14 protein-coding genes are annotated in these 20,508 nt (G+C 58.6%); 9 read left to right on the forward strand and 5 right to left on the reverse strand.

Annotation, left to right across the window (positions count from 1 at the left end; all coding sequences use genetic code 11):
- Positions 1–15: 15 nt before the first annotated feature.
- The 3 genes from QY049_RS22550 to QY049_RS22560 are packed head-to-tail and all read right to left on the reverse strand — an operon-like array spanning position 16 to position 6,083.
- Positions 16–3,471 (reverse strand): indolepyruvate ferredoxin oxidoreductase family protein, encoded by a 3,456-nt coding sequence (locus QY049_RS22550; RefSeq protein WP_164933586.1) that lies wholly within the window; start codon positions 3,469–3,471, stop codon positions 16–18.
- A gap of 51 nt (positions 3,472–3,522) precedes the next feature.
- Positions 3,523–4,404 (reverse strand): NAD(P)-dependent oxidoreductase, encoded by an 882-nt coding sequence (locus tag QY049_RS22555; protein WP_128930000.1) that lies wholly within the window; start codon positions 4,402–4,404, stop codon positions 3,523–3,525.
- The gene (locus QY049_RS22560) at positions 4,401–6,083 is read right to left on the reverse strand and encodes an FAD-dependent oxidoreductase (protein ID WP_164933585.1); all 1,683 of its coding nucleotides are present in this window, start codon (positions 6,081–6,083) and stop codon (positions 4,401–4,403) included. Before QY049_RS22560 ends, QY049_RS22555 begins: the two co-directional genes overlap by 4 nt.
- A 440-nt stretch (positions 6,084–6,523) precedes the next feature.
- Between QY049_RS22560 and QY049_RS22565 the strand changes: the two genes are divergently transcribed.
- The 4 genes from QY049_RS22565 (at position 6,524) to QY049_RS22580 (ending at position 11,410) form a co-directional block, all read left to right on the forward strand.
- Positions 6,524–7,171, forward strand: a complete 648-nt coding sequence (locus QY049_RS22565; RefSeq protein ID WP_128929998.1) for a PadR family transcriptional regulator — start codon at positions 6,524–6,526, stop codon at positions 7,169–7,171.
- A gap of 166 nt (positions 7,172–7,337) precedes the next feature.
- Positions 7,338–8,678, forward strand: a complete 1,341-nt coding sequence (gene nhaA, locus QY049_RS22570) for a Na+/H+ antiporter NhaA (protein ID WP_128929997.1) — start codon at positions 7,338–7,340, stop codon at positions 8,676–8,678.
- A gap of 312 nt (positions 8,679–8,990) precedes the next feature.
- Positions 8,991–9,995: an IclR family transcriptional regulator gene (locus QY049_RS22575; RefSeq protein WP_128929996.1), complete on the forward strand. Its 1,005-nt coding sequence runs from the start codon at positions 8,991–8,993 to the stop codon at positions 9,993–9,995.
- Positions 9,996–10,453: 458 nt separating this feature from the next.
- Positions 10,454–11,410 (forward strand): fumarylacetoacetate hydrolase family protein, encoded by a 957-nt coding sequence (locus tag QY049_RS22580; protein WP_164933584.1) that lies wholly within the window; start codon positions 10,454–10,456, stop codon positions 11,408–11,410.
- Between the two features lie 233 nt (positions 11,411–11,643).
- Here the strand turns inward: QY049_RS22580 and QY049_RS22585 are convergent, their stop codons facing one another.
- Entirely contained in the window at positions 11,644–12,387 is a 744-nt protein-coding gene (locus QY049_RS22585; protein WP_128929994.1) for an SDR family NAD(P)-dependent oxidoreductase, read from the reverse strand.
- Positions 12,388–12,882: 495 nt separating this feature from the next.
- On the opposite strand from QY049_RS22585, the gene QY049_RS22590 reads away from it, so the two are divergent.
- The 5 genes from QY049_RS22590 (at position 12,883) to leuD (ending at position 19,509) form a co-directional block, all read left to right on the forward strand.
- Positions 12,883–14,994, forward strand: a complete 2,112-nt coding sequence (locus QY049_RS22590; RefSeq protein WP_164933583.1) for an alpha/beta hydrolase fold domain-containing protein — start codon at positions 12,883–12,885, stop codon at positions 14,992–14,994.
- A gap of 63 nt (positions 14,995–15,057) precedes the next feature.
- The gene (locus QY049_RS22595) at positions 15,058–15,966 is read left to right on the forward strand and encodes a fumarylacetoacetate hydrolase family protein (protein ID WP_128929992.1); all 909 of its coding nucleotides are present in this window, start codon (positions 15,058–15,060) and stop codon (positions 15,964–15,966) included.
- A gap of 96 nt (positions 15,967–16,062) precedes the next feature.
- Positions 16,063–17,133, forward strand: coding sequence for a cupin domain-containing protein (locus QY049_RS22600; RefSeq protein WP_128929991.1), 1,071 nt, complete (start codon positions 16,063–16,065; stop codon positions 17,131–17,133).
- 316 nt (positions 17,134–17,449) lie between these two features.
- Positions 17,450–18,859: a 3-isopropylmalate dehydratase large subunit gene (gene leuC / locus QY049_RS22605; protein ID WP_128929990.1), complete on the forward strand. Its 1,410-nt coding sequence runs from the start codon at positions 17,450–17,452 to the stop codon at positions 18,857–18,859.
- 17 nt (positions 18,860–18,876) lie between these two features.
- Complete coding sequence (gene leuD, locus QY049_RS22610; protein WP_128929989.1) at positions 18,877–19,509, forward strand: 3-isopropylmalate dehydratase small subunit; 633 nt, start codon at positions 18,877–18,879, stop codon at positions 19,507–19,509.
- Between the two features lie 38 nt (positions 19,510–19,547).
- Here leuD and QY049_RS22615 read toward each other — a convergent pair whose 3' ends face one another.
- Positions 19,548–20,372, reverse strand: a complete 825-nt coding sequence (locus QY049_RS22615; RefSeq protein WP_128929988.1) for an SDR family NAD(P)-dependent oxidoreductase — start codon at positions 20,370–20,372, stop codon at positions 19,548–19,550.
- Between the last annotated feature and the right edge of the window lie 136 nt (positions 20,373–20,508).

Here is a 20,508-nt window from a genome sequence, read left to right on the forward strand (position 1 = left end):
TTGTCACCTCGGTTTTCATGCCTTTAGCGTAGTGCGCGCGCTAGCGTCCAAGTGAGGCGCCGCATTTTCGTAACCTGCGAGCGCCTCCCCAAGGCGCCGCCGGAACAATTCGATCGCCTTTTGCTTCACGTGGCCGAAGCCACGCACCTCGAGCGGTAGCTCAGCAATGGCGACAGCCTGTGGAAGCGATGCCGCTGACAATCGACGGGGTAAGCGGTTCAAGGCATCGATGAATTCGGCGATCAGAGCACGCTCGGTGCGGCGCTCGGCGCTCCTTCCGAAGACGTCGAAGGGTGTTCCGCGCAAGATCTTCAAGGCCGCCAAGATTCTGAAGACGGGCAAGATCCAAGCTCCGAACCGGATCTTGCGCGGCTCTCCCGTTGTCTTGTCGCGGCGAGACAGAAAAGGCGGTGCAAGATAGATTGACAGCTTTGCGAAGCTATCAAACTGAGATCGGACTGCCCGCTCGAACTCTCCGCTCGTATAGAGTCTGGCAACCTCGTACTCATCCTTGTAGGCCATCAGCTTGAACAGGGATCGCGCAGCAGCCAGCGTTAGCGAATGGCCAGTATGAACCTTAGTCTCCGCCTCACGGATGTGGTTGATGACATCAAGGAAACGCTGGCTGTAGTCATTGCTCTGATAGTTGCGAAGAAATGTCGTAAGATCTTGGATCTCCGCCTCAGGGGTGCGCTGCTCAGTCTTTTCGGCCAGGCCTGCTGCAACAAAGACGAATTGAGGGTCGGAAGCTAACCGACGCCCCCACTCAAGCGCAGCGAGATTTGCCTCCTTGGCGGCGCCATTGAGTTCGATCGCCTGGTGGAGGTCCTCAAGGTTAAGGCCAAGCCAGCCTTTCTGATAAGCGCACCCGATCATCATGAAATTGGCGGCGATCGAATCGCCGAACAAAGATTGTGCCAAAGCCGTGAAGGGAAACACCGCGAAATGTTCCGGTTCAACTTGTGTGCTCAGCCGTCTCGTCAGCAAACTCGAATTCACGACGGCCTGACGATTAGTGACGAAATCTCCAGTGATGGACACGTCAGCATTGGCGAGGACGCGGCTCCGCCCTCGGTTGAGAGATGCCATCACGTCCGATGCATTGCCGACGATCTGGTCGCAAGCCAGGAGAAGGTCACAGTGCTCCGCTGGAATCCGCAAAGCATGAATGGGGCCGCCAAGATGAACGTGACTTGTAACCGCCCCGCCCTTCTGAGCCATTCCGATCTGGTCCAGCACCGCGGCCCCTCGACCTGCCAGGTGTCCGGCCATTGCCAGCACCGCGCTCGTCGTCACGATTCCGGTCCCACCTACGCCGGCAAGAAGAATGCGGCTGTGTTGCGGCGGCGCAGCGCTCACCAGGGGCAGCAATGGTTGGTCGATCGTAAGCTGCGGTTTTGGCCCGCGGTTCACACGGGCACCCTCGACAGTTACGAAACTGGGACAGAAGCCTCGAATGCAACTGAGATCGGTGTTGCAGCTCGATTGATTGATTCTTCGCTTCGTACCTAGTGGAGTGTCGACCGGCTCCACGGATAGGCAGTTTGACTTGATCGAGCAATCGCCGCAGCCTTCGCAGACCAGCTGATTGATGAAGACGCGGCGGCTGGTTTCCTTCAGTTGGCCACGTTTGCGTTTCCGCCGGCGCTCGGTAGCACACATCTGGTCATATACGATGATGCTTACACCCGGTTGGGCTCGCAATTTGAGCTGTACGGCATCAAGTTCGTCGCGATCCACCACCTCTCCCGCCAGGGAGTGGACCTCGGCATGCTCACGATAGGACGCCAGATCATCGGTGACCAAAATTATTGTGCTGACGCCCTCGGCCCGGAGCTGGCGCAGAAGCCGCTCGAGGGAAAGGTCGCCATCGACTGCTTGACCGCCTGTCATCGCGACAGCACTGTTGTAGAGCAGCTTGTAGGTGATGTTCAGCTTAGCAGAGACCGCCTGGCGGATTGCGAGCAGGCCTGAATGGAAATACGTGCCATCGCCCATATTCGAAAACACATGCGATTCGTCGGTGAACGGAGCGAGGCCGAGCCAGTGGATTCCCTCGCCGCCCATCTGGGAATAGCTGAACGTGTCAGGGCGATTGCGCGCGGCTAAACCGTGGCAGCCAATCCCAGCGAGAGCTCGACTGCCATCTGGCACGGCTGTCGACCGGTTATGCGGACACCCGGAACAGAAGAATGGACGCCGGGATGCGGGCACATCTGCAAATCCGCGTTGGTTCGTGTGCCGGCGCAAGCGTTCGCCTCGTGCTGCTACGACCTGATCACCGGATATCCTTGCGATGACCGCCGCGATCTGGACAGCAATCTGCTCGGGCGTTAGATCGCCCGTTGCAGAAAACATCGGGTGTTGCTCCGGTCCACATTTGCCCCAAACCGAGGGAGCCTGTGACCGGCCGTAGAGTATAGACTTTACTTGGCGCTCGATCAGCGGCGCCTTCTCCTCCACGATGACGAGCTCCTGCAGGCCTTCGGCAAAGGCTGTGAGGCCCTGAGGCTCTAGCGGCCAGATCATCGCCGGCTTGTAGAGAGCCAGCCCGAGCTCGATCAGCCGTGAATCGTGAAGGCCCAGCAGGTCGAGTGCTTCGCGCAAATCATTCCAAGATTTGCCGGCCGCGACGAAACCGACCCGCGCGTCCTTAGGCCTCACCGCGACGCGATCGAGACCGTTTGCCCGGACATAAGCAAGCGCAGCCGGCAAACGGAATTCATGCTGCCGCCGTTCCTGATCGAGCGGCAAGTCAGGCCAGCGGTTATGCAGGCCAATGTCCGGCACAGTGACGTCGGGCCGAACGGGCAAATTACCTAATTCTGCGGCCGGCACGGTGCGTGTACTGTCGGCCACTTCCGTCAGCACTTTTAGCGCAACCCAAGATCCCGTCAGCCGCGACATGGCAAAGCCGTGGAGTCCATAGCTGACGATCTCGCCGGGATCAGCCGGGTAGAGCAGCGGGAGGAGGAGACTGGCGACAGTCTCGTCGCTGTAGCAGGCGACCGTTGAGGATTTTGCCAGATGATCGTCACCCACGGCGACGACCACCCCGCCGTTCGGCGAAGAACCTTGCGAGTTGCCGTGCCTAATCGCGTCCGCCGCGCGATCCAGTCCAGGGCCCTTGCCGTACCACAACGCAAAAACACCATCGACCCGGGCGCCGGGTGATTGATGGATCTGCTGCGTACCGGCCACGGCGGTGGCCGCGAGTTCTTCATTGACCGCCGGCTGCACCACAATCTTTTGGTCGCTCGTTAGCCGCTTCGCAGAGGCAAACGCGGCATCGAGCGTACCAAGGGGTGAACCCCGATAACCGCTGACGAAACCCGCGCTCGACAAGCCATTCATCCGATCTCGCTCGGCCTGTAATAGCATCAGGCGGACGAGCGCCTGCACTCCGCCGAGGAGAACTGTTCCGCCGCGCTTGGAATAACGATCATCGAGCGAGATAGAGGAATTACTCATTCGCAACTCCATTGGATGCGCTGGCGCAAAAGACTTTCCGGCACGCCGGCATTAGCTCCGTGCGGTATCGATAGCGGAGCTGATCTGCACGCCGGGTGGGGCCGGCAAGTCGCCCGGAACGAACATGTCTCCCATCAAAGGCAGCGCCGGATCCACGCTATAATGCGTAAACTCGCGCACCCCCTCGTCATAGAGCACCGTGTCGTCAATCAGAAAGTTGCCCGTGAAGGCGCGCGCAGGCTTTGAGAGGATGGCATGGGCTGCGTCGGCCATGCTCTCCGGCTTGCGGCAATGACGCATTCCGTTCTCTCCGAGCAATGCAAATTGGATGGCAGCCGTCGCAATGGCGGTTCGGGGCCAGAGAGCATTGACAGCAATACCGCGATCGGCAAATTCCGCGCTCATGCCGAGCACGCACATGCTCATGCCGAACTTCGCCATGGTGTAGGCGGTGTGCGGCGCGAACCACTTGGGCGTCATGTCAAGCGGCGGAGATATCATCAAGACATGCGGATTAGCTGCCTTCATCAGGTGCGGAAGGCATGCCTTGGTAGTGATGAAGGTCCCGCGTGCGTTGACTTGAGCCATCAAGTCGAAGCGCCGGATATCCGTTTGTAGGGTGCCGGCCAGATGGATCGCTGATGCATTATTGATGCAAATGTCGATGCCGCCGAACGTCTTTGCCGCTTGGGCAACGCCGGCCTCGACGGAGGATTCATCACGGACGTCGACGGCCAGCGGCAACGCCCTGCCCCCAGCTCGCTCGATGGCTTCGGCGGCAGAATAGATCGTGCCGGGAAGATGCCGGTGCGCCTCGACAGTCTTGGCTGCAATTGCAACGTTGGCGCCGTCTTGCGCGGCTCGCAGCGCAATGGCGAGCCCAATGCCTCGGCTTGCGCCGGTAATGAACAGGGTTTTGCCGGTCAGACTCATGAGGCCACGCTGCCCATGCTCAAGGGAAGCGTTCTTAATGCCGACGTGCCCTGCACGCCGCCCGCGCCGCGGATGCGATCAATGAGCCGCGCCGGCTCTTCAGGAATAGCGTCCCCAATCCAGCTGATGTGTCCGTCCGGGCGGACCAAAGCGTAGCGGCGCCCGTAGACGGCGATGGTGTTTGGCTCCGGGATGAGCTGATGACGGATTGGCAGCCCAACCGCGTGCGCCGCACGGGTCAGACCGCCCACAGCAGCACCCACCTCCGATGCGAACTCCAGCAGCACGAACCCACGACCGAATAAGTCTAACGTGGAGTGGCCCGGCGAGAGCCAAACATGAGGTGCGCGGCCGCCGGCCTCGGCTACTTGCACGAAGTTCGCGACATCGGGCTCGGCTCGTTCGAACGATTCAGCGACGACGATCGGCGAATTGCGATAGACCGCCCCAAGATGAATTCCGAACGACCTCCATTCCCGCTGCATGGCCTGCTGGGTATAGGCTCCTGTTGCGCGCCGCGCCGTCTCGCCCGCAGGGCCTTGGTCGAGCAGCATCGGCTCTGGAGGAACCGAGCGCATCGCGGCTAGGTTCGCGGACGCCTGCGACACGTTGCGCATGGCGATCGGGCGCCGCTCTGTGTCGTAGCTTTCCAGGAGTGTGGGGCCGCCCCACCCCTCCAACACAGCTGCGATCTTCCATGACAGATCAACCGCCTCGGCAATGCCCGTATTCATGCCGTATCCGCCGGTCGGAGAGAGCTGATGGGCCGAATCGCCGACGAGGAAGCAGCGCCCGGAGCTGAACTTCGGCGCAGTGATCTCACGACGGGACCACGGCAACCAAGAGAGCACCTCGTAGTCAACATCGGCTCCGATTCCTCGTCGCACAAAAGTGTTGATCTGCGCCTCGCTCCAATTGGGCCAGGTCTCGTCGCCGAGCAGTTGAAGCCGCCAGGTATCGCGCCCGTCTATATTGACGAAGCTTCCCCAAACCCCCTCAGGCCCGACTAACACGTACCGATACGCCCGTTGGGCGAGCGTCTTCTGCGCCAGAGCCGGACACCGAACGAAGATGTTCGTGCTACAACTCAATACCTTGCTGTTTGTCGGACCAAGCGAGAGTCGCTGTGCGACTGTGCTGCTTGCCCCATCGCAGGCGGCAAGGTACTGCGCACGCACGCATAGTGGTTCGCCACCAAGCAGCGGGCGCACGTGAGCGATGACGTGGTCGCCCTTGTCCTCGAATTCCTCTAGGCGGTGCTGATACAGCAACTGGTTGGTCGAGTAGCTCGAAGCTGCGTTCTGGAGTACGGGGTCGAAAAAATTTTGAGGGCATAGCTCGTGCTTTTGCGGGCTAAACGGTGGCGGGACCGCGTGCGCTTTATCAGGGTAGACATCGCGCGCCAGTTCGTGGCCGAGGACCCCCGTCGCATAGACGATGCTGACCGGCAGATCGCGAGGAAACCCGGCCATTTCGATGGCCTCGACAATTCCCCAGCGTCGGCAGAATTCCATAGTGCGAATGCCGACATTGTCCATGCGAGGATGAACCATCCGGGCCGTCGGCCGCTCCTGCTCTATGAGCAGCGCTTCGACACCGCGCCAACCGAGATCGATTGCAAGCGACAAGCCGACCGGCCCTCCGCCGACTATCAAGACGGGCGTATCGATCGTTTCCACGGACATTCCTCCTGAATTGAACTGCTCGCCGGAGACCGTCTGGCCGCACCGGTCAATGGGCTGCGGCGCTAGAGGTGGTGTTTCGGCAGCGACCGAGGCTTTCCAAGAGGCATGCCCCTGCCCTGCATTTTTGAGAATTGGCCGGGCGCGCTGCTCTCCGGAACGTCCCTCTGCGGGCATGCCACTCATTCTTCAGAGGCCCTCGCAATAACCCGAACGCCGGCTGCGCAACGGGGCTTAGTGGGCATTCGACGCCGGGAAGCATCGATTTCCTCCATATGTCATATATTACATATGTGAGTAACAGGCGAATGTGCATATGTCAAATGTTGCCGATGGTAAAAGCTCGCCCTCCAGACTATGCAGGGTCAGGGCAAGGTCACTGAATGCTCCGTAAGAGCGTGATTGTGCTTGGAGATTAGGCGAGCTTGGAACTAGCGATGGCGAAGAAGAAGACGACCGTAAAACGGAAGGCCCCTGCGGCAACTCCTCCAGCAATTCCGACGCTTGGTTATGTCATTCTGACGAGCTTGGCCCACCATCCTCATACCGGTTATGAGCTGACTCAATTGATGGGCCCCCCGCGCAATTACATGTGGGAGGCCAAGCACAGCCAAGTCTATCCGACGCTGCAGCTGCTAGCGGAACACGGCTATGTCACGTTCGAGGACATTGCGCAGGAAAGCAAACCGGACAAGAAGGTCTACGAGGTTACGGAGCGCGGCCTCGAAGCTCTCAAGGAGTGGGCGAGAAAAGGTCCGACCCATGTGCCTGTCCGGGACGAGTTCAGCGTAAAGATGGCGGCATTGCGGTTGCTTCCGCCCAGTGAAGCTGTGGCCGTGCTCAACCGGCAAATCGAGCTCGTTGAAGGAGAGATAGCGGCCATCAACCTACACTTGGTCGATTTTGTTGATCGTTTCCGTTTGCCGGAGCCGGCACAGAGCAATCATCGCCAATTCTGCCTGCTATCTGCCATTCGACTCTCGCGCGACCTGAAGCTGACGGCTATGGAAGCCTATCGAAAATTGGCCGGCGAATTGTCGCGCGCCACTGAGCCAGCCAAGGCATCTAGAGCACAGTCAAAATGAAGACCCTCGGCAGTTTACAGCCATCTGCCGCTGGCCCTTGTTCCAGGGTCTCGTCCCGACGTTGAATTGCCACCATTACCCTGTATAGGGACGCATGGGTGTTCGCTGCATTGGGGCGGCGTCAGGTAACGCGATGGTCGGGCCGCCACGCGGACGATCTGCGCCTATGAACCACGATCCTAAATTCGGCGATCTTCCGACAGCTCAGCGATTGGCAGAACAGGCTGCGAACACACTTAACCGATTTCTGCATATTGAGGCAGTAAGCGGCGCGGTGCTTCTCGTTGCAGCAGCCGCGGCCTTGATCTGGGCGAATTCGACCGCGGCCCCGAGTTACCACCTCTTTTGGACTCTCCCTGTCACCATTGGCCTTGGTGAGTACGTCTTTTCCCAGTCGCTGCATTTCTGGGTGAATGACGCATTGATGACCGTCTTCTTCCTTGTTGTGGGCATGGAGATTCGGCGGGAGGTTCATGAGGGCGCACTGAGCCGCTTTGACCAGGCCGTTCTGCCGCTGATTGCTTCGGCCGGTGGCGTCCTCGTTCCCGCGCTTATCTATCTAAGCCTCAACAATGATGCTGCTCGGGGACACGGCTGGGCCGTGCCGACCGCGACGGACATCGCCTTTGCTGTTGGCGTCCTCGCCCTGCTTGGACGAAGAATCCCGGTCAATGTGCGAGTGTTCCTACTCGCTCTAGCGATCATCGACGACATCATTGCGATTTTGATCATCGCCGTCTTTTACACCGAAACTCTGCAATTAGGCGGCCTTGCTATCGCAGCCGTTGGCGTTCTCGGGGTCTTGGGATTCCAGCGGATGGGGATCGGTGCGGCATCGCCATATGTGGTGCCAGGTTTGTTGGTTTGGGTCGGATTGTTCGTTGCCGGGGTCCACCCAACACTTGCTGGAGTGGTGCTCGGGTTGATGACTCCGGCTCGCCCCATAGCGATGCGAGAACCTCCGCTGGAGGTGGCGTCGCAAGCGCTCGGACAGTTGAAAACTGGCGATGCGATGAAAACAGGAGATCTGCATTTGTTGCAGCAGCCGTTGCGCGACCTTCGCATAGCTCACCGTGAGATTTTGCCGCCCGCGTCGCGCGTGCAGATGGTACTTCATCCGTGGGTAGCTTACGGAGTGATGCCAATGTTTGCGCTGGCGAATTCGGGGGTCAGCATAAAGGGCGCGGATCTACCCGCTGCCGGCCTGCTGGTGACGATGGGCACCGCACTTGCTTTGATAGTGGGAAAGCCGCTTGGCATTTTCGGAGCGGCCTGGATCGCCGTACGATCGGGGTTCTGCTGCCTTGCTCCCGGGGTTTCTTGGGGCGGCGTCTTTCTCGTCGGACTGCTAGCGGGCATCGGCTTCACCATGTCCATCTTCATCTCGATGCTGGCCTTCTCCAGTGAAGGTTTTTTAAGGGCAGCAAAATTGGGCGTGTTGTTGGGCTCGGCCATAGCCGTGACGCTCGGCCTTGGCTGGGGCGCCTTCTACGTGCGACGTTCGTGACGTCGGTTCGTGTCCTTCCAGGCTCGGCACGGCCCGCGATATCGTCGCTGTCACGATCATCGGTCCGGTTTGTTGATCCGACGTAGCCTAGCAAAACCTGCCACCGCGCAGGGCGACATCGGCTCTTTTGCGCTTCCAGATCGGCTACTCCAGCAGAGGAGCTACCAAAGTTTGCGCTCTCACACGGCCATTCAGCCGGCAGTAATCTTGATAGGCTGCCCAGTTGTGCCTGGCGCTTGAAACAGCCCAGCGGCCGGTTAGTTTCTCTCGGGCTTTTAGCCACTCGCTCCCCAAGTCTCAACCGACCGCCGCTTGAAGCACGGCACGGAACCGAATAACGATCTTGATCCGAACCACGGCGCAGCCACCGCTATCAAAGACATGGCCCGAAAAAAGAACCTCCGCTCGGATCCGAAAAAAGCTAAGGGCCTTCCAGCTGGCGGCAGGCTCCGGTCAAAGGGAATGCCGCTGCGTGAACGGGAGGACGGGGAAGAGGCCGGCAACGGCATCCGTGCCATGCTCGTTGGTCTATCAATGCTACAGGCGATCGCGAAGGAGCGCCGGCCGCTTCCGCTTAAGGATGTTGCCACCGTCAGCGGACTCAGCCCGAGCCGGGCTCATAGGTATTTGTCAAGCCTGCTCGCGGCGGGCTTTATGGAGCAGGACGTCAGATCAGGCCATTACGCTTTGGGGCAAGCCGTTGTCGAATTAGGATTGGTTGCCCTCGGTCAATTGGATCACATTCGGATCGGCGTGGATGCGCTCGTCGCCTTCAGTGAGGAGACCGGCTTTGACGGACATCTCTCCGTTTGGGGCTCATTTGGTCCGACGGTGGTGCGTTGGCAATCCGGACGCTTGGGCTATCATTTCCGGATCGACGAAGGCCGCGTGCTCCCGCTCTTATGGTCGGCAACCGGGCGCGTGCTCATGGCCTATCGCGAGGGAGGGGAAATTGCCCCGCTGGTGAAGCAAGAGCTTGCCGTGTGGAATCGCGAGAACCCCGAACAGCAGATTCGGCGCCAGGACGTGACGCGCATGTGTGCGGCGGTTCGCGAGTTCGGTCTCTCAGCATCGGTTCCATCGCAGCAACGCAATGGTCTGCTCGACCCCGTATTTCCCACAGTCATCAGACTAGGATTGGAAACCACAGCAGCGCCGATTTTCGATCATCGCGGCCGTGTGCCAATGGCCCTCACGTTTTTTGGGTCAGTCCATGGTTCGTCCATCAATAGCGAACCTGCACTTCAAAAGAAGCTCCGCGCCGCCGCGCAAGCAGCTTCGCGGCGCCTGGGCGGCCTAGCCGAGCCGCCAACTTAGGAGCATTGGTCTCGCAAGAGCCAGCAGTTGGACGAATGTTGTGGAAGTCCAATCATTGGCTTGCCGCTCGACACGCCGCGCCGCAGCGTCCACATTCGGTCATGGAAGCCAATGGCCGCAGACGAGGTGAAGCCGAGCGCAGGTGGCGGGCTCGCTCCTTCACTCCCCTCCCGTCAGAGACTTGGCCGCGAGCTACGGTCCGGTCGCCTTTCCGAGGCCGCTCTCCTTACCGTCATGCAAGCCCCGACCTGCCATGCTTTACATCAGAGTATTCGGTGCTTCGCTGTGCAATTCGAGTAAAAAATTGCGCTGTTCCAGCGCTTGCAAAATTCCATACTATTTTGATTGGTGGGTTTGACGCCTAGTGACATTGCGTCGGTCGCGACGTGCAGCGTCGGATGCGCCTTGGTTTATGCACCTTAGGCGGCGGCTTTCAGCGGGATGCGAGGAGTACTTCGATGAAACTAGCTTTGTTCAACGAGTTCATACCCGGGGCAATCAAAGAGAATGAAATTGTCGACATCACAAAGCCGGTTTCCGCGCTCGCGAAATGCGGGCCTCAATACCTGATGGAAGGTCTGATGACTAACTGGGCGACCTACCGGCCGCTCTTGGAGGATTACGTGTCGCGCACGAAGGGCCGCCCAGTCTCCGAAGTGCGGCTGAGAGCGCCGCTGCCGCGACCATCTAAAATTCTGTGCGCCGCAGCGAACTATAAAGAGGGGATCGAAGGCAATATCAGCGATCTTGAGTTCTTTCACAAATCGCCATCTGCGATCATTGGCGATGGCGACACAATGATTCTTCCTAAGGTCGAAGTGACCATCGTCCATCACGAATTGGAACTAGGCGTGGTCATAGGCAAGACCTGCAAGGACGTCTCGGAGAGCGAAGCGTTGGATTATGTTTTTGGATACACGATCGTTCAAGACGGGTCCGCACGCGGCATATTGTCGAACGGTCAGATGTCATTTTTCACGCAAAAGAATTGGGATACGTTTGCGCCTCTTGGTCCCTTGGTCGTGACAAAGGATGAAGTGCGGGACCCTCACGATCTGCAGGTCCGGCTTTGGGCCAACGGCGAGCTACGGCAGGACTACCACACAAGTGACATGGCCCATCGAATCCCGGCGCTCATTCACAAGGCCTCGATGTTCAATACGTTCTTCCCAGGCGATATAATCGCGACAGGCTGCAACCGTCAGGGTTTAGGTCCGATGCAGCATGGCGATACCATCGTTCAGGAAATAACGGGGCTCGGTCGGCTGACGACGTTAGTGGAGGACCCTCTCAAGCGCAGCTGGCCATACGGCGTCGATGCCGAGTTTGCAGACTTCGTGAAGAAGCCGCGCACCCAGCGTGGCGCTCTGGGGCCGCCGCGGATCGTCCCCGCGAATTCGCGGCTGCCGACCTAGTTCAAGCGGTCCGACCCGCGGTTCGCACTGTCAGATCTTTCAAAAGGGCTGAGCGGGCTTGGCAGCGCGCCATGCCTGCTCTGTCGACACCGAGCCATCGCGGGCCTGTCTAGGCCCGATCTCATCTGCAAATTAGGCTGGTCGCCTTATCCAAGCGTGCCAGCCTTAGCCTAGCCGTCATGATCCAGTGTCGACTGGACAGGTGACAAGTTCCGTTCGGTAGGACCTCCCTATCACTGATAGGCCCGACCTCCGTCGCAGACATAGTTGCTGCCTGTGATGTACTGAGCCTCCGAACTGACCAGGAACAGCAAGAGATTTGCTATTTCTAGGGGAATTGCCAGCCGCCTCAGCGCGTACCTCGCCAGAAAAGCGTCTTGTTGCGAGGCTGACTTTCCGGCCAAAAATCGGTCCATCATCTCAGTATCGACGGCCCCCGGGCAGACGCAGTTCACTCGTATATCGGGCGCCAACTGGGCAGCAAGTGTCTTGGTAAATTGGATGACGCCGGCCTTTGCGGCTCCGTACGCCGCGCTGCTTACACCGGGTCGTATACCTGCCAGTGCCGACACGTTGACGATGGCTGCTGCTCGAGTCTTTCGAAGATGTGGCAATGCTGCTCTGCAGACCAGGTAGTGAGACGTAAGGTTGGTGCGAAGACTCGCGTCCCAACGAGCTAAGTCGATATCTTCTAGAACAGCGGCCTCGGCATTGCCGACGCAATTGATGATACCATCGAGACAGCCCATAAGGGCCGCGGCGTCGTTCACCGCGGCAAATGCTTGCGCCTCGTCGGTAAGATCCGCCGCAATAGCGTGTCCTCGCGTCAACCTGGCGACCTCTTTCAAGCAATCGAGCCGCCGTCCGACAACAGTCACCACCGCTCCTTCCTCGGCGCATCGCATGGCGGTGGCATGGCCGATTCCGCTTCCGCCGCCCGAGATCAAAATGTGACGTCCAGCCAGACGGCCAGCCATTATTGTTTAACCTCGCTCGCAGCAGGGTCGCATCGATTGGTGCACGTCGCACTGCTATGTGGCGGCGGTGCGCTTTGAACGGCCCCGCATAGTGGAAAGCTGCACCGAACAGGAGAGATCAGCTGTTTCATAGGTCAGCAAAAGTTGTGTAGCGGCGGGCGTATGCATGCCGCAGGGCTTGAGGGTATCGCCGGAACTTACAATCGGTGCGACTAGCGGAATAGGACAATACTGCGCCGCATACTTGTGCGACGGAAAGAGTTTGGCTTGGGGTTTGCCGCCAGGACTGGGCGCTGCTTGACAAACGACAGAATAGGAAACACGTTTACCAAAATGACAAGGCGGCAGCGCGACGTAGGTCGATGATTGACCGGGCAGTGAGTAGCCCGGAAAGCTCGCCTTAACCCGCAGCGCTCTGGTCGGTTCGACGACTGGTGAGCTTAACCTGCGAATAAAGGATATCGGTCACAGATGTCCAACTACGGGAGGATGGCTATGCGTGCCCTGATTGTCGGAGCCGGAGTGGCCGGACTGGCTACGGCGGTTGCTTTGCGTCGTAACGGCATCGACGTGACCGTCATCGAGCGAGCGGCGGAGTTAAGCGAGGTTGGAGCAGGTGTTGTCCTTGGACCTCATGCTATGCGCGTTCTTGAATCGCTGGGCATTGCGGCGGAGATAAAGCGCTCGGATGAGCCGCCCGAGACGATTACATTTTATGATATGGTGAGCGGTGAGGTACGCAATCGCACCCAACTGGGCGAAGCGGGAGCCAAGCTGTATGGCGCCCCGCTTTACAAGACGCATCGCCGCGATTTGATCGACGCTCTTGCAAGACATTTGGACGGAACGGAGATCCGGCTCAACTGCTCTGTTGTCGATGTGAAGCAAGATGATCGAAGTGTTACCGTCATTCTCGAGAGGGGTGAGGCTGTTCTTGGCGATCTCCTAATCGGAGCCGATGGCCTGCGTTCCAAGGTGCGAAGCGCAATTTTTGGAGAAAGCGAGTCGATATCTACGGGCCTCCTCGCCTGGCGGACCGTTCTACCAACGACGCTTCTCAGCAAAGCGCTAACATTGGATACCAATGTGTGGAGCGGTGCGGGTCGCCACGTGGTTTGCTATCCGATTCGTCGCGGCAAACAGTTTTATGCAGCCTTCTACGTACCTGCCGATGAGATCCATCGTGAGGACTGGGCCACAGCTGGGGATGTCGCGGATTTGCGCGCCTCATTTAAGGACGCCTGCAAAGACGTCCGAGAGATCACTGAGGCTGTAACCGAAGCTTTCATCACGGCGATCAATTATCGTTATCCCCTGCCAGAATGGCATCGCGGGCGAATAGTTCTGATTGGCGACGCGGCCCACCCGGTGCTGCCGACATCCGGCTCCGGTGCGGCGATGGCGCTCGAAGATTCGGTGGCGTTGGCGGCTTGTTTGCACCGGAGCGGGAGCAACTTGGAAGCCGCTTTTTCCGAGTTTCAAGCGCGGCGGAAGCCGCGGACCACTCGGTTGCTTCACCAAAGTCGCGGCGATCTTACGGCATTTCATGAAAAGGCACCCGAGCGTCAGGCGGCTTACGGACGGATGGGGCGGGGCATGCTGAAGCTCGACCAAGCTGGGTATGAGCGGTTTGCGTGGCTCTATGGCTATGATGAAGTCGCCGAATCAAACAAGCCATTCGACCTGTTTAACGCCAGTCCATTGGTGCGGCCGTCGCGGCCGGCCGCCGCCCGCGCGTTCGATCTTTGGTCGAATGCTCTCAAGTTCGAAGATGAAGACTGGATGAGCGAACGGGCTGCTTACGAGCGGTTCATGTCGAGTCTATGTGCGTTGCCAGAGGATGTGTCGGTAGAAACCGTCGACTGCGACGGGGTGCCTGCGTTATGCGTCATTCCCCCCGGCGGGAAAAGTGGTCCTGCCGTTCTTCATCTTCATGGGGGAGGATATGTGTTTGGTTCGGCTAAGAGCTCGGTTTTGCTTGCAGCTGGTCTAGCGCGCGCGATCGGTGGCTGGGCGTTGGTACCCGAGTTCCGACTTGTCCCGGAACATACGCCAATGCAAATGCAGGAGGATGTGCGAGCGGCCTTTGCGTGGCTTTCGCGGCGCGCAGACCCAGTTGCAGTCAGTGGCGAATGCTCGGGCGGTGGTCTTGCTTTAAGTCTCGCCGCAAAGCTCCGTCACGAGAATGTCACTCGGCCCGCCGCCCTTTATCTCCTGTCGCCCTTTGCCGATCTCACGCTGACGGCGGCCAGTATCGACGGCAATAGACGAACCGAGCCCTGGATGACCCGGCGGCGACTACTGACTTTGGCTGGTGCGTTCATCCAAGACCGAGAGCCCGATGATCCCGCCATTTCGCCGCTTCGCGGAAATCTTGCCGGGCTACCACCGATGCGCGTCTTTGCGGCGCGTGGAGAAGCCCTCGCTGACGACGCTCGTGCATTGGTCGCTGCTGCTAAATCGGCGGGCGGAGATGCCGAACTGCACTTGTTCGACGATAGCATTCATAGTTTTGCGCTGTTCGAGTTTCTGCCGGAGACGGACGAGTTCTTTCGCGCGATTCGGCGCCACGCCCACTCCAACACTTACGTCGGGGCGACGCCATAGGGTTAGGGCATAAGCCGGCGGCTTGGCTGCCCTAACCGCTCTATCTGGATAGGAGAGAATAATATGCGGCTCTGTCGTTTCGATGGAAATCAGCTTGGTATCGTGCGAGATGGCGAAATTCTCGTCGTTACCGAGGCGCTGGACGTGCTGCCCAGCCTCAAGTGGCCGTTTCCGCAGCACGACATCATGATCGAGCATTTGGACCGCGTCATCGCCAAGGCACAGGAGCTGGCCGGGCGCGCTCGACGCATTCCCGTGAGCTCGGTTCGGCTTGATAGCCCCGTCGCTAATCCGTCTAAGATCATCGCTGCCCCTGTCAACTATCAGCTCCATCTCGACGAGGGGACGAACAATCAAGAATTGCGGCAGGGCCGATCGGAGGTTCAGACGATCGACAGAGCCGGTCTTTTTTTGAAGGCCAATAGTTCGCTAGTGGGCCCGGGATCGCTGATCAGACTGGGCGATCCGACGCGAAGGCACGACCCCGAAGCCGAGTTGGGTGTTGTTATAGGTCGACGGGGTCGCAACATCCCGCAGGCAGACGCCTTGCAGTATGTCGCTGGGTACGCCGTTGCTGTCGACGCGGTTGTCCGTGGTCCCGAAGAGCGGAGCCTGCGGAAATCAATCGACACCTATTCCGTCTTGGGACCCTGGTTGGTTACGCGAGATGAGATTCCCGATCCCGGGGTTCTTGACCTTTATCTGAGCATAAACGGCAAGGAGAAGCAGCGATCGAATACGCGACACCTCATATGGTCGGTTCCCAAGCTGATCGCGTTCGCGTCCGCCTATTATACACTTCATCCCGGCGACATCATCATGAGCGGCACTCCCGAAGGAGTATCCGAAATTGTACCGGGCGACCGCGTCGTCGTTGGCGTACAGGATATTGGCGAAATGACGCTCCTGATCGAGGCCGGCGATTGGTCGGCGGACGAAATGCTCCGATCACCGCGCATAGCCAAAAATTAGAGGAGGCGCAGTCCTCGTCCTGCAATTTCATGCTAGCCGGCAGGTCTAATCAACCGCAGCGTGGCGGCAAGCTCGAACTAAAGTTGAGGAACCAAAATGTCGAACAGCACGGCTCAGCCAGATCCGAAACATGCCGATCCCACAGCCGAGCGGGCCGATCGTATGAAGCGGCTGAGTATCATTCCCATCTGGAATACCAGCGGGGTCGCCGAAGAGATGGGCTACAAGGCGCGCGGCCATGTATGGCGGTGGCGCGACTTGCACGCTGAGTTCGAGGAAGCTGTTAAGACATCATTGGCCGGGCCGGGCACTGAGCGCCGAATTCTTCTGTTTGAGAATCCCGGGATGCCACGGTCCGCAGCAGCAACGCCTACGCTCAATGGCGCGTTGCAGATGATCCTACCTGGCGAAGTCGCACCGGCGCACCGGCACACCTATTCAGCGCTGCGCTTCATCTTGTCGGGAAGTGGTGCGTTCACGGTCGTCGATGGCACGCGCGCGGATATGCACGAGCTTGATCTTTTGCTCACGCCTGGAGGGTGCTGGCATAGTCACGCGCACAATGGCGGGACGGAGCCAATGGTTTGGTTCGATGCGCTCGATACCCCATTCGTTTCATACATGCGAGCCGATTGTTTCGAGATGCATCCTAGCAAATCCTTAGAACCCTATACCAATACTGTGGGCTCTTACGAAGATATTGGCGCGCTCGGAATGCTACAAGGTCGGACGCGCGCGCAACCGCCGGCCTCGCCCCAGTTGGTGTACAAATGGGCTGCCGCCGAAGCAATGATACAAGCCGGACTGGACCGCGACGATGATGACCCGTACGAGGGTGTCGTTTACGAATACGTAAATCCTATCACGGGTGGGCATGTCATGCCGACAATCGCCTGTCACGTGAACGGATTCCGTAAAGGCTTCCACTCGAAGGCACGACGACGCACATCGAGTAGTCTTTGTGTTGTTGCGAAGGGAAGCGGTGCCACCATTATCGATGGCGTCAAGCACGAATGGTCAGAGCGCGATGTGATCGCAGAGCCGGCTTGGTCGTGGTGCGAATATATTGCGTATGAGAAATCGATTCTGTTCCGGACAAGCGATCAGCCTATATTGGAACCTTTCGGTTTGGCTCGCCAAGAAGATCATCCGAACGGACGTCAATAGGCAGCTTTCGCCTCTTGCAATCGTTGTGCCCGGCGTAGTTGTTTGCGCAGGCAATACCCGTTGGCTCGCTCCGCGTTTCCAGAAAGTTGCTCTTGTAGATAGCGCAGGCCTGATGCAGGCCGATCGTTCTATTTTGCGTGGACCGCGAGTACTTAAGCGCATCTGACGCACAGCATCGATTTGCTAGCCGGGCAAAAGGGGTGTTTGCAATTTTCTCCTATTGGGCAATGTCCGAGGTTCTTAACTTCCCAAAGCTCGTGTACGGCTCGCTCACCTCGTGAGAATTCAAGCCCCTTGGGACAAGTCGATTAGCGCCATGGCAAACAGCGAAACTCTGTTCGACAAGATCTGGCTGTCGCATGTTATCCGGGAGATTGAAGATGGCGTGTTTCTTCTTCATGTGGACCGGCACATGGTTCATGAATGCACATCGGCTGCCGCCTTCGAGGGCTTGAAGCGTGCTGGCCGCAAGACCCGTAATCCCGAACTGACCTATGCTGTTGTCGATCACATCCTTTCCACGGCGAAAGGTCGTACGGGAGAGACGTTCGCTGGTGGTCGGGAATTCGTGCAGCTGTTACGTGAAAATTGTCAGGCTCATAAGATTGAACTCATTGATGTTGACGATCCTCGGCAAGGCATTGTCCATGTAATCGCACCTGAGCTCGGCATCGTCTTGCCCGGCACAACACTGGTATGCGGCGACAGCCATACGGCAACGTGTGGAGGACTTGGTTGTTGGGCTTGGGGCATTGGCACCAGCGAGGTGGAGCATGTGCTCGCGACCCAGACAATCGTCCAGCGGCGGCCGAAACGCATGCGTATCAATTTCGAAGGCAAGCTCAACCGAGGGGTATACGCCAAGGATCTCATTTTGAGATTGATTGGTCAGATCGGCGTTGCGGCGGGACGTGGCTACGCTGTGGAATATGCCGGCAGCGTCATACGGTCTTTGTCGATAGAAGAACGCCAAACCATCTGCAATATGTCGATCGAGTTCGGTGCGAGAGCTGGACTTATAGCTGCCGATGACGTCACATTCGAATATCTCCACGATCTGCCTTATTCGCCCAAGGGAGAAATGTGGGAACAGTCATTGGCTTACTGGCGTTCGCTCCCGACCGACCCAGAAGCGGTTTTCGATCGAGAGGTCGATGTTGATTGCACGAGCATCGGCCCGCAGGTCACCTGGGGGACGACCCCCGAGGATGTTGGCAGCGTCAGCGATCCGATTCCTGATCCCGCGGCGGTTAACGACCTTGCGCGTCGCGCCGCAATGGACCGTTCGCTGACTTATCTCGGTCTTGAGGCCGGTCAGTCTCTCGAAGGGCTCACCGTCGACGTGGCGTTTATCGGTTCATGCACCAACAGCCGCCTTTCCGATATAGAGGCTGCCGCCGAAGTCGTGCGGGGGCGCAAGGTCGCTTCGCATGTACGCGCGCTTGTGGTACCCGGCTCAGCGCAGGTTAAACATGCCGCTGAATCTCTGGGGCTCGACAAAGTCTTCCTGGAAGCTGGGTTTGAGTGGCGGGAGGCCGGATGTTCCATGTGCGTCGCCATCAATGATGACTTTGTAGGACCCGGTAAGCGTTGCATCTCTACGTCGAACCGCAATTTCGAGGGGCGCCAAGGCCAAAAGAGTCGCACCCACCTAGCCAGTCCCGCCTCGGTGGCCGCCGCTGCGATTGCCGGGGCGGTAACGGACGTCAGAAGGTACTTAACCTAGGCCGCCGGAGAATTCGTATGGAGAAATACACACGTGTCGAGGGTGTCGCGGCCAGTTTCCCGCGCCCTAACATCGATACAGACGCGATCATTTCGGTCGCTTGGCAACGCAGCTTGAAGAGCAATCCGGGGGAAGGCCTGTTTGCGATCTGGCGGTATGATCTGCAAGGCCAAGAGGTGCCGGACTTTATCTTGAACCGCGCCCCCTTTCGCAAGAGCAAAGTTATTGTTGCGGGAGCCAATTTTGGTTGTGGCAGCTCCCGCGAGTTCGCGGTTTGGGCCCTGGTACGGTTCGGTATTCGCTGCGTGATTGCACCCACCTTTGGCGACATTTTTTACGAAAACTCGTTCAAGAACGGGCTGCTACTCGTCACGTTACCGCAGGCAGAGGTTGATGAGATCCATCACCACCTGGCGACCACGAACGATCCGACGATGTCGGTGGATCTCGAAAGCTGCACCATCGAATTACCGAACGACAGGACAATCGCTTTTAACATTCCAACTGCCCGTCGCGCAACGCTGCTAGAGGGCCTCGACGAGATTGGTCAAACGCTAAGATTCGTCGCCGACATTGAGGACTTCCAGCAGAAGAGCCGAGCGTGCCAGCCCTGGTTATACGCGCGACCTGAACCTCGGCATTCTCCCTGAGTGGGGCCGACGAACCAGAGTTGCGCGGTTAGGCGAATCTAAAGCGTTTTTGTCAGACCTGCATCCGCATCGATAGCAGCCCCTTGCAGGAGACGACCGCGATCTGACAAGACAAATCTAACCAGCGCCGCGATATCCTCAGGCTCGCCGATTCGCGCAATGCGCAACTCGCGGCTGAGCTGATATTCCATTTCGGCAGGGTCGATGCGTCGTTCGCGGCTCTCCAGCGTCAGGCGCTTTGTCAATCTGTCTGTCCTCACCAAGCCGGGATTGATACAATTGACCCTCACGCCGTCCCTAATGCCAAGCTCGGCGAGGAATTTGCTGAAACTATTGAGTGCGGCATTCACTGGCGAACCGATAGCGAAATAGATGTCGGGTGTTCGGCCGCCTGCACCGGCGATATTCACGACGGATCCACTCGTCTGAACAAGTGTAGGCCAGGCCGCCCGACAGAGGCGCATTGCACCAAAGAATTTTAGGCCGAAACCATCCTCCCAATCACTATCGGGCAGCTCCAGGAAGTGCCCCCGCGTGGTCGCACCGGCGTTGTTGACAAGAATATCAATCTTCTGAAAAGCGGCCAAGGCCCGGTCGATCGTCCAGGAAACGGTTTCCACGTTTCGCAGGTCGCCAGCAACGACCTCTACCCTTGTTCCAAATGATCGTGCGCGTTCGGCAACGCTGTTGAGCATGGCCTCATCCCGGGCGACGATAACGGAATCGACGCCTGCTTGCGCGAGCTCGAGCGCAATGGCAGCACCGATGCCTCGGCTTGCGCCCGTTACGATCGCAACCTTGCCCCGGAGGGACGCATCTTCGCCTCCCGCCAGGCGAGGCTCCTGTTTGGTGTGTCCTGTCATCGTGGAAGTCTCCGTGTCTGGTCGATTGAATGGGATTGTTGACAGAACCGGCCACACGCATCGGGACGCAACATTAGTCTGAGCTGCCCAGATGTGTGCCTTGCGAGCTCGGTTGAGTAAAAGGCCAGGCTCGACC

Source organism: Bradyrhizobium sp. WYCCWR 13022 (assembly GCF_030435535.1).
Lineage (GTDB): Bacteria > Pseudomonadota > Alphaproteobacteria > Rhizobiales > Xanthobacteraceae > Bradyrhizobium.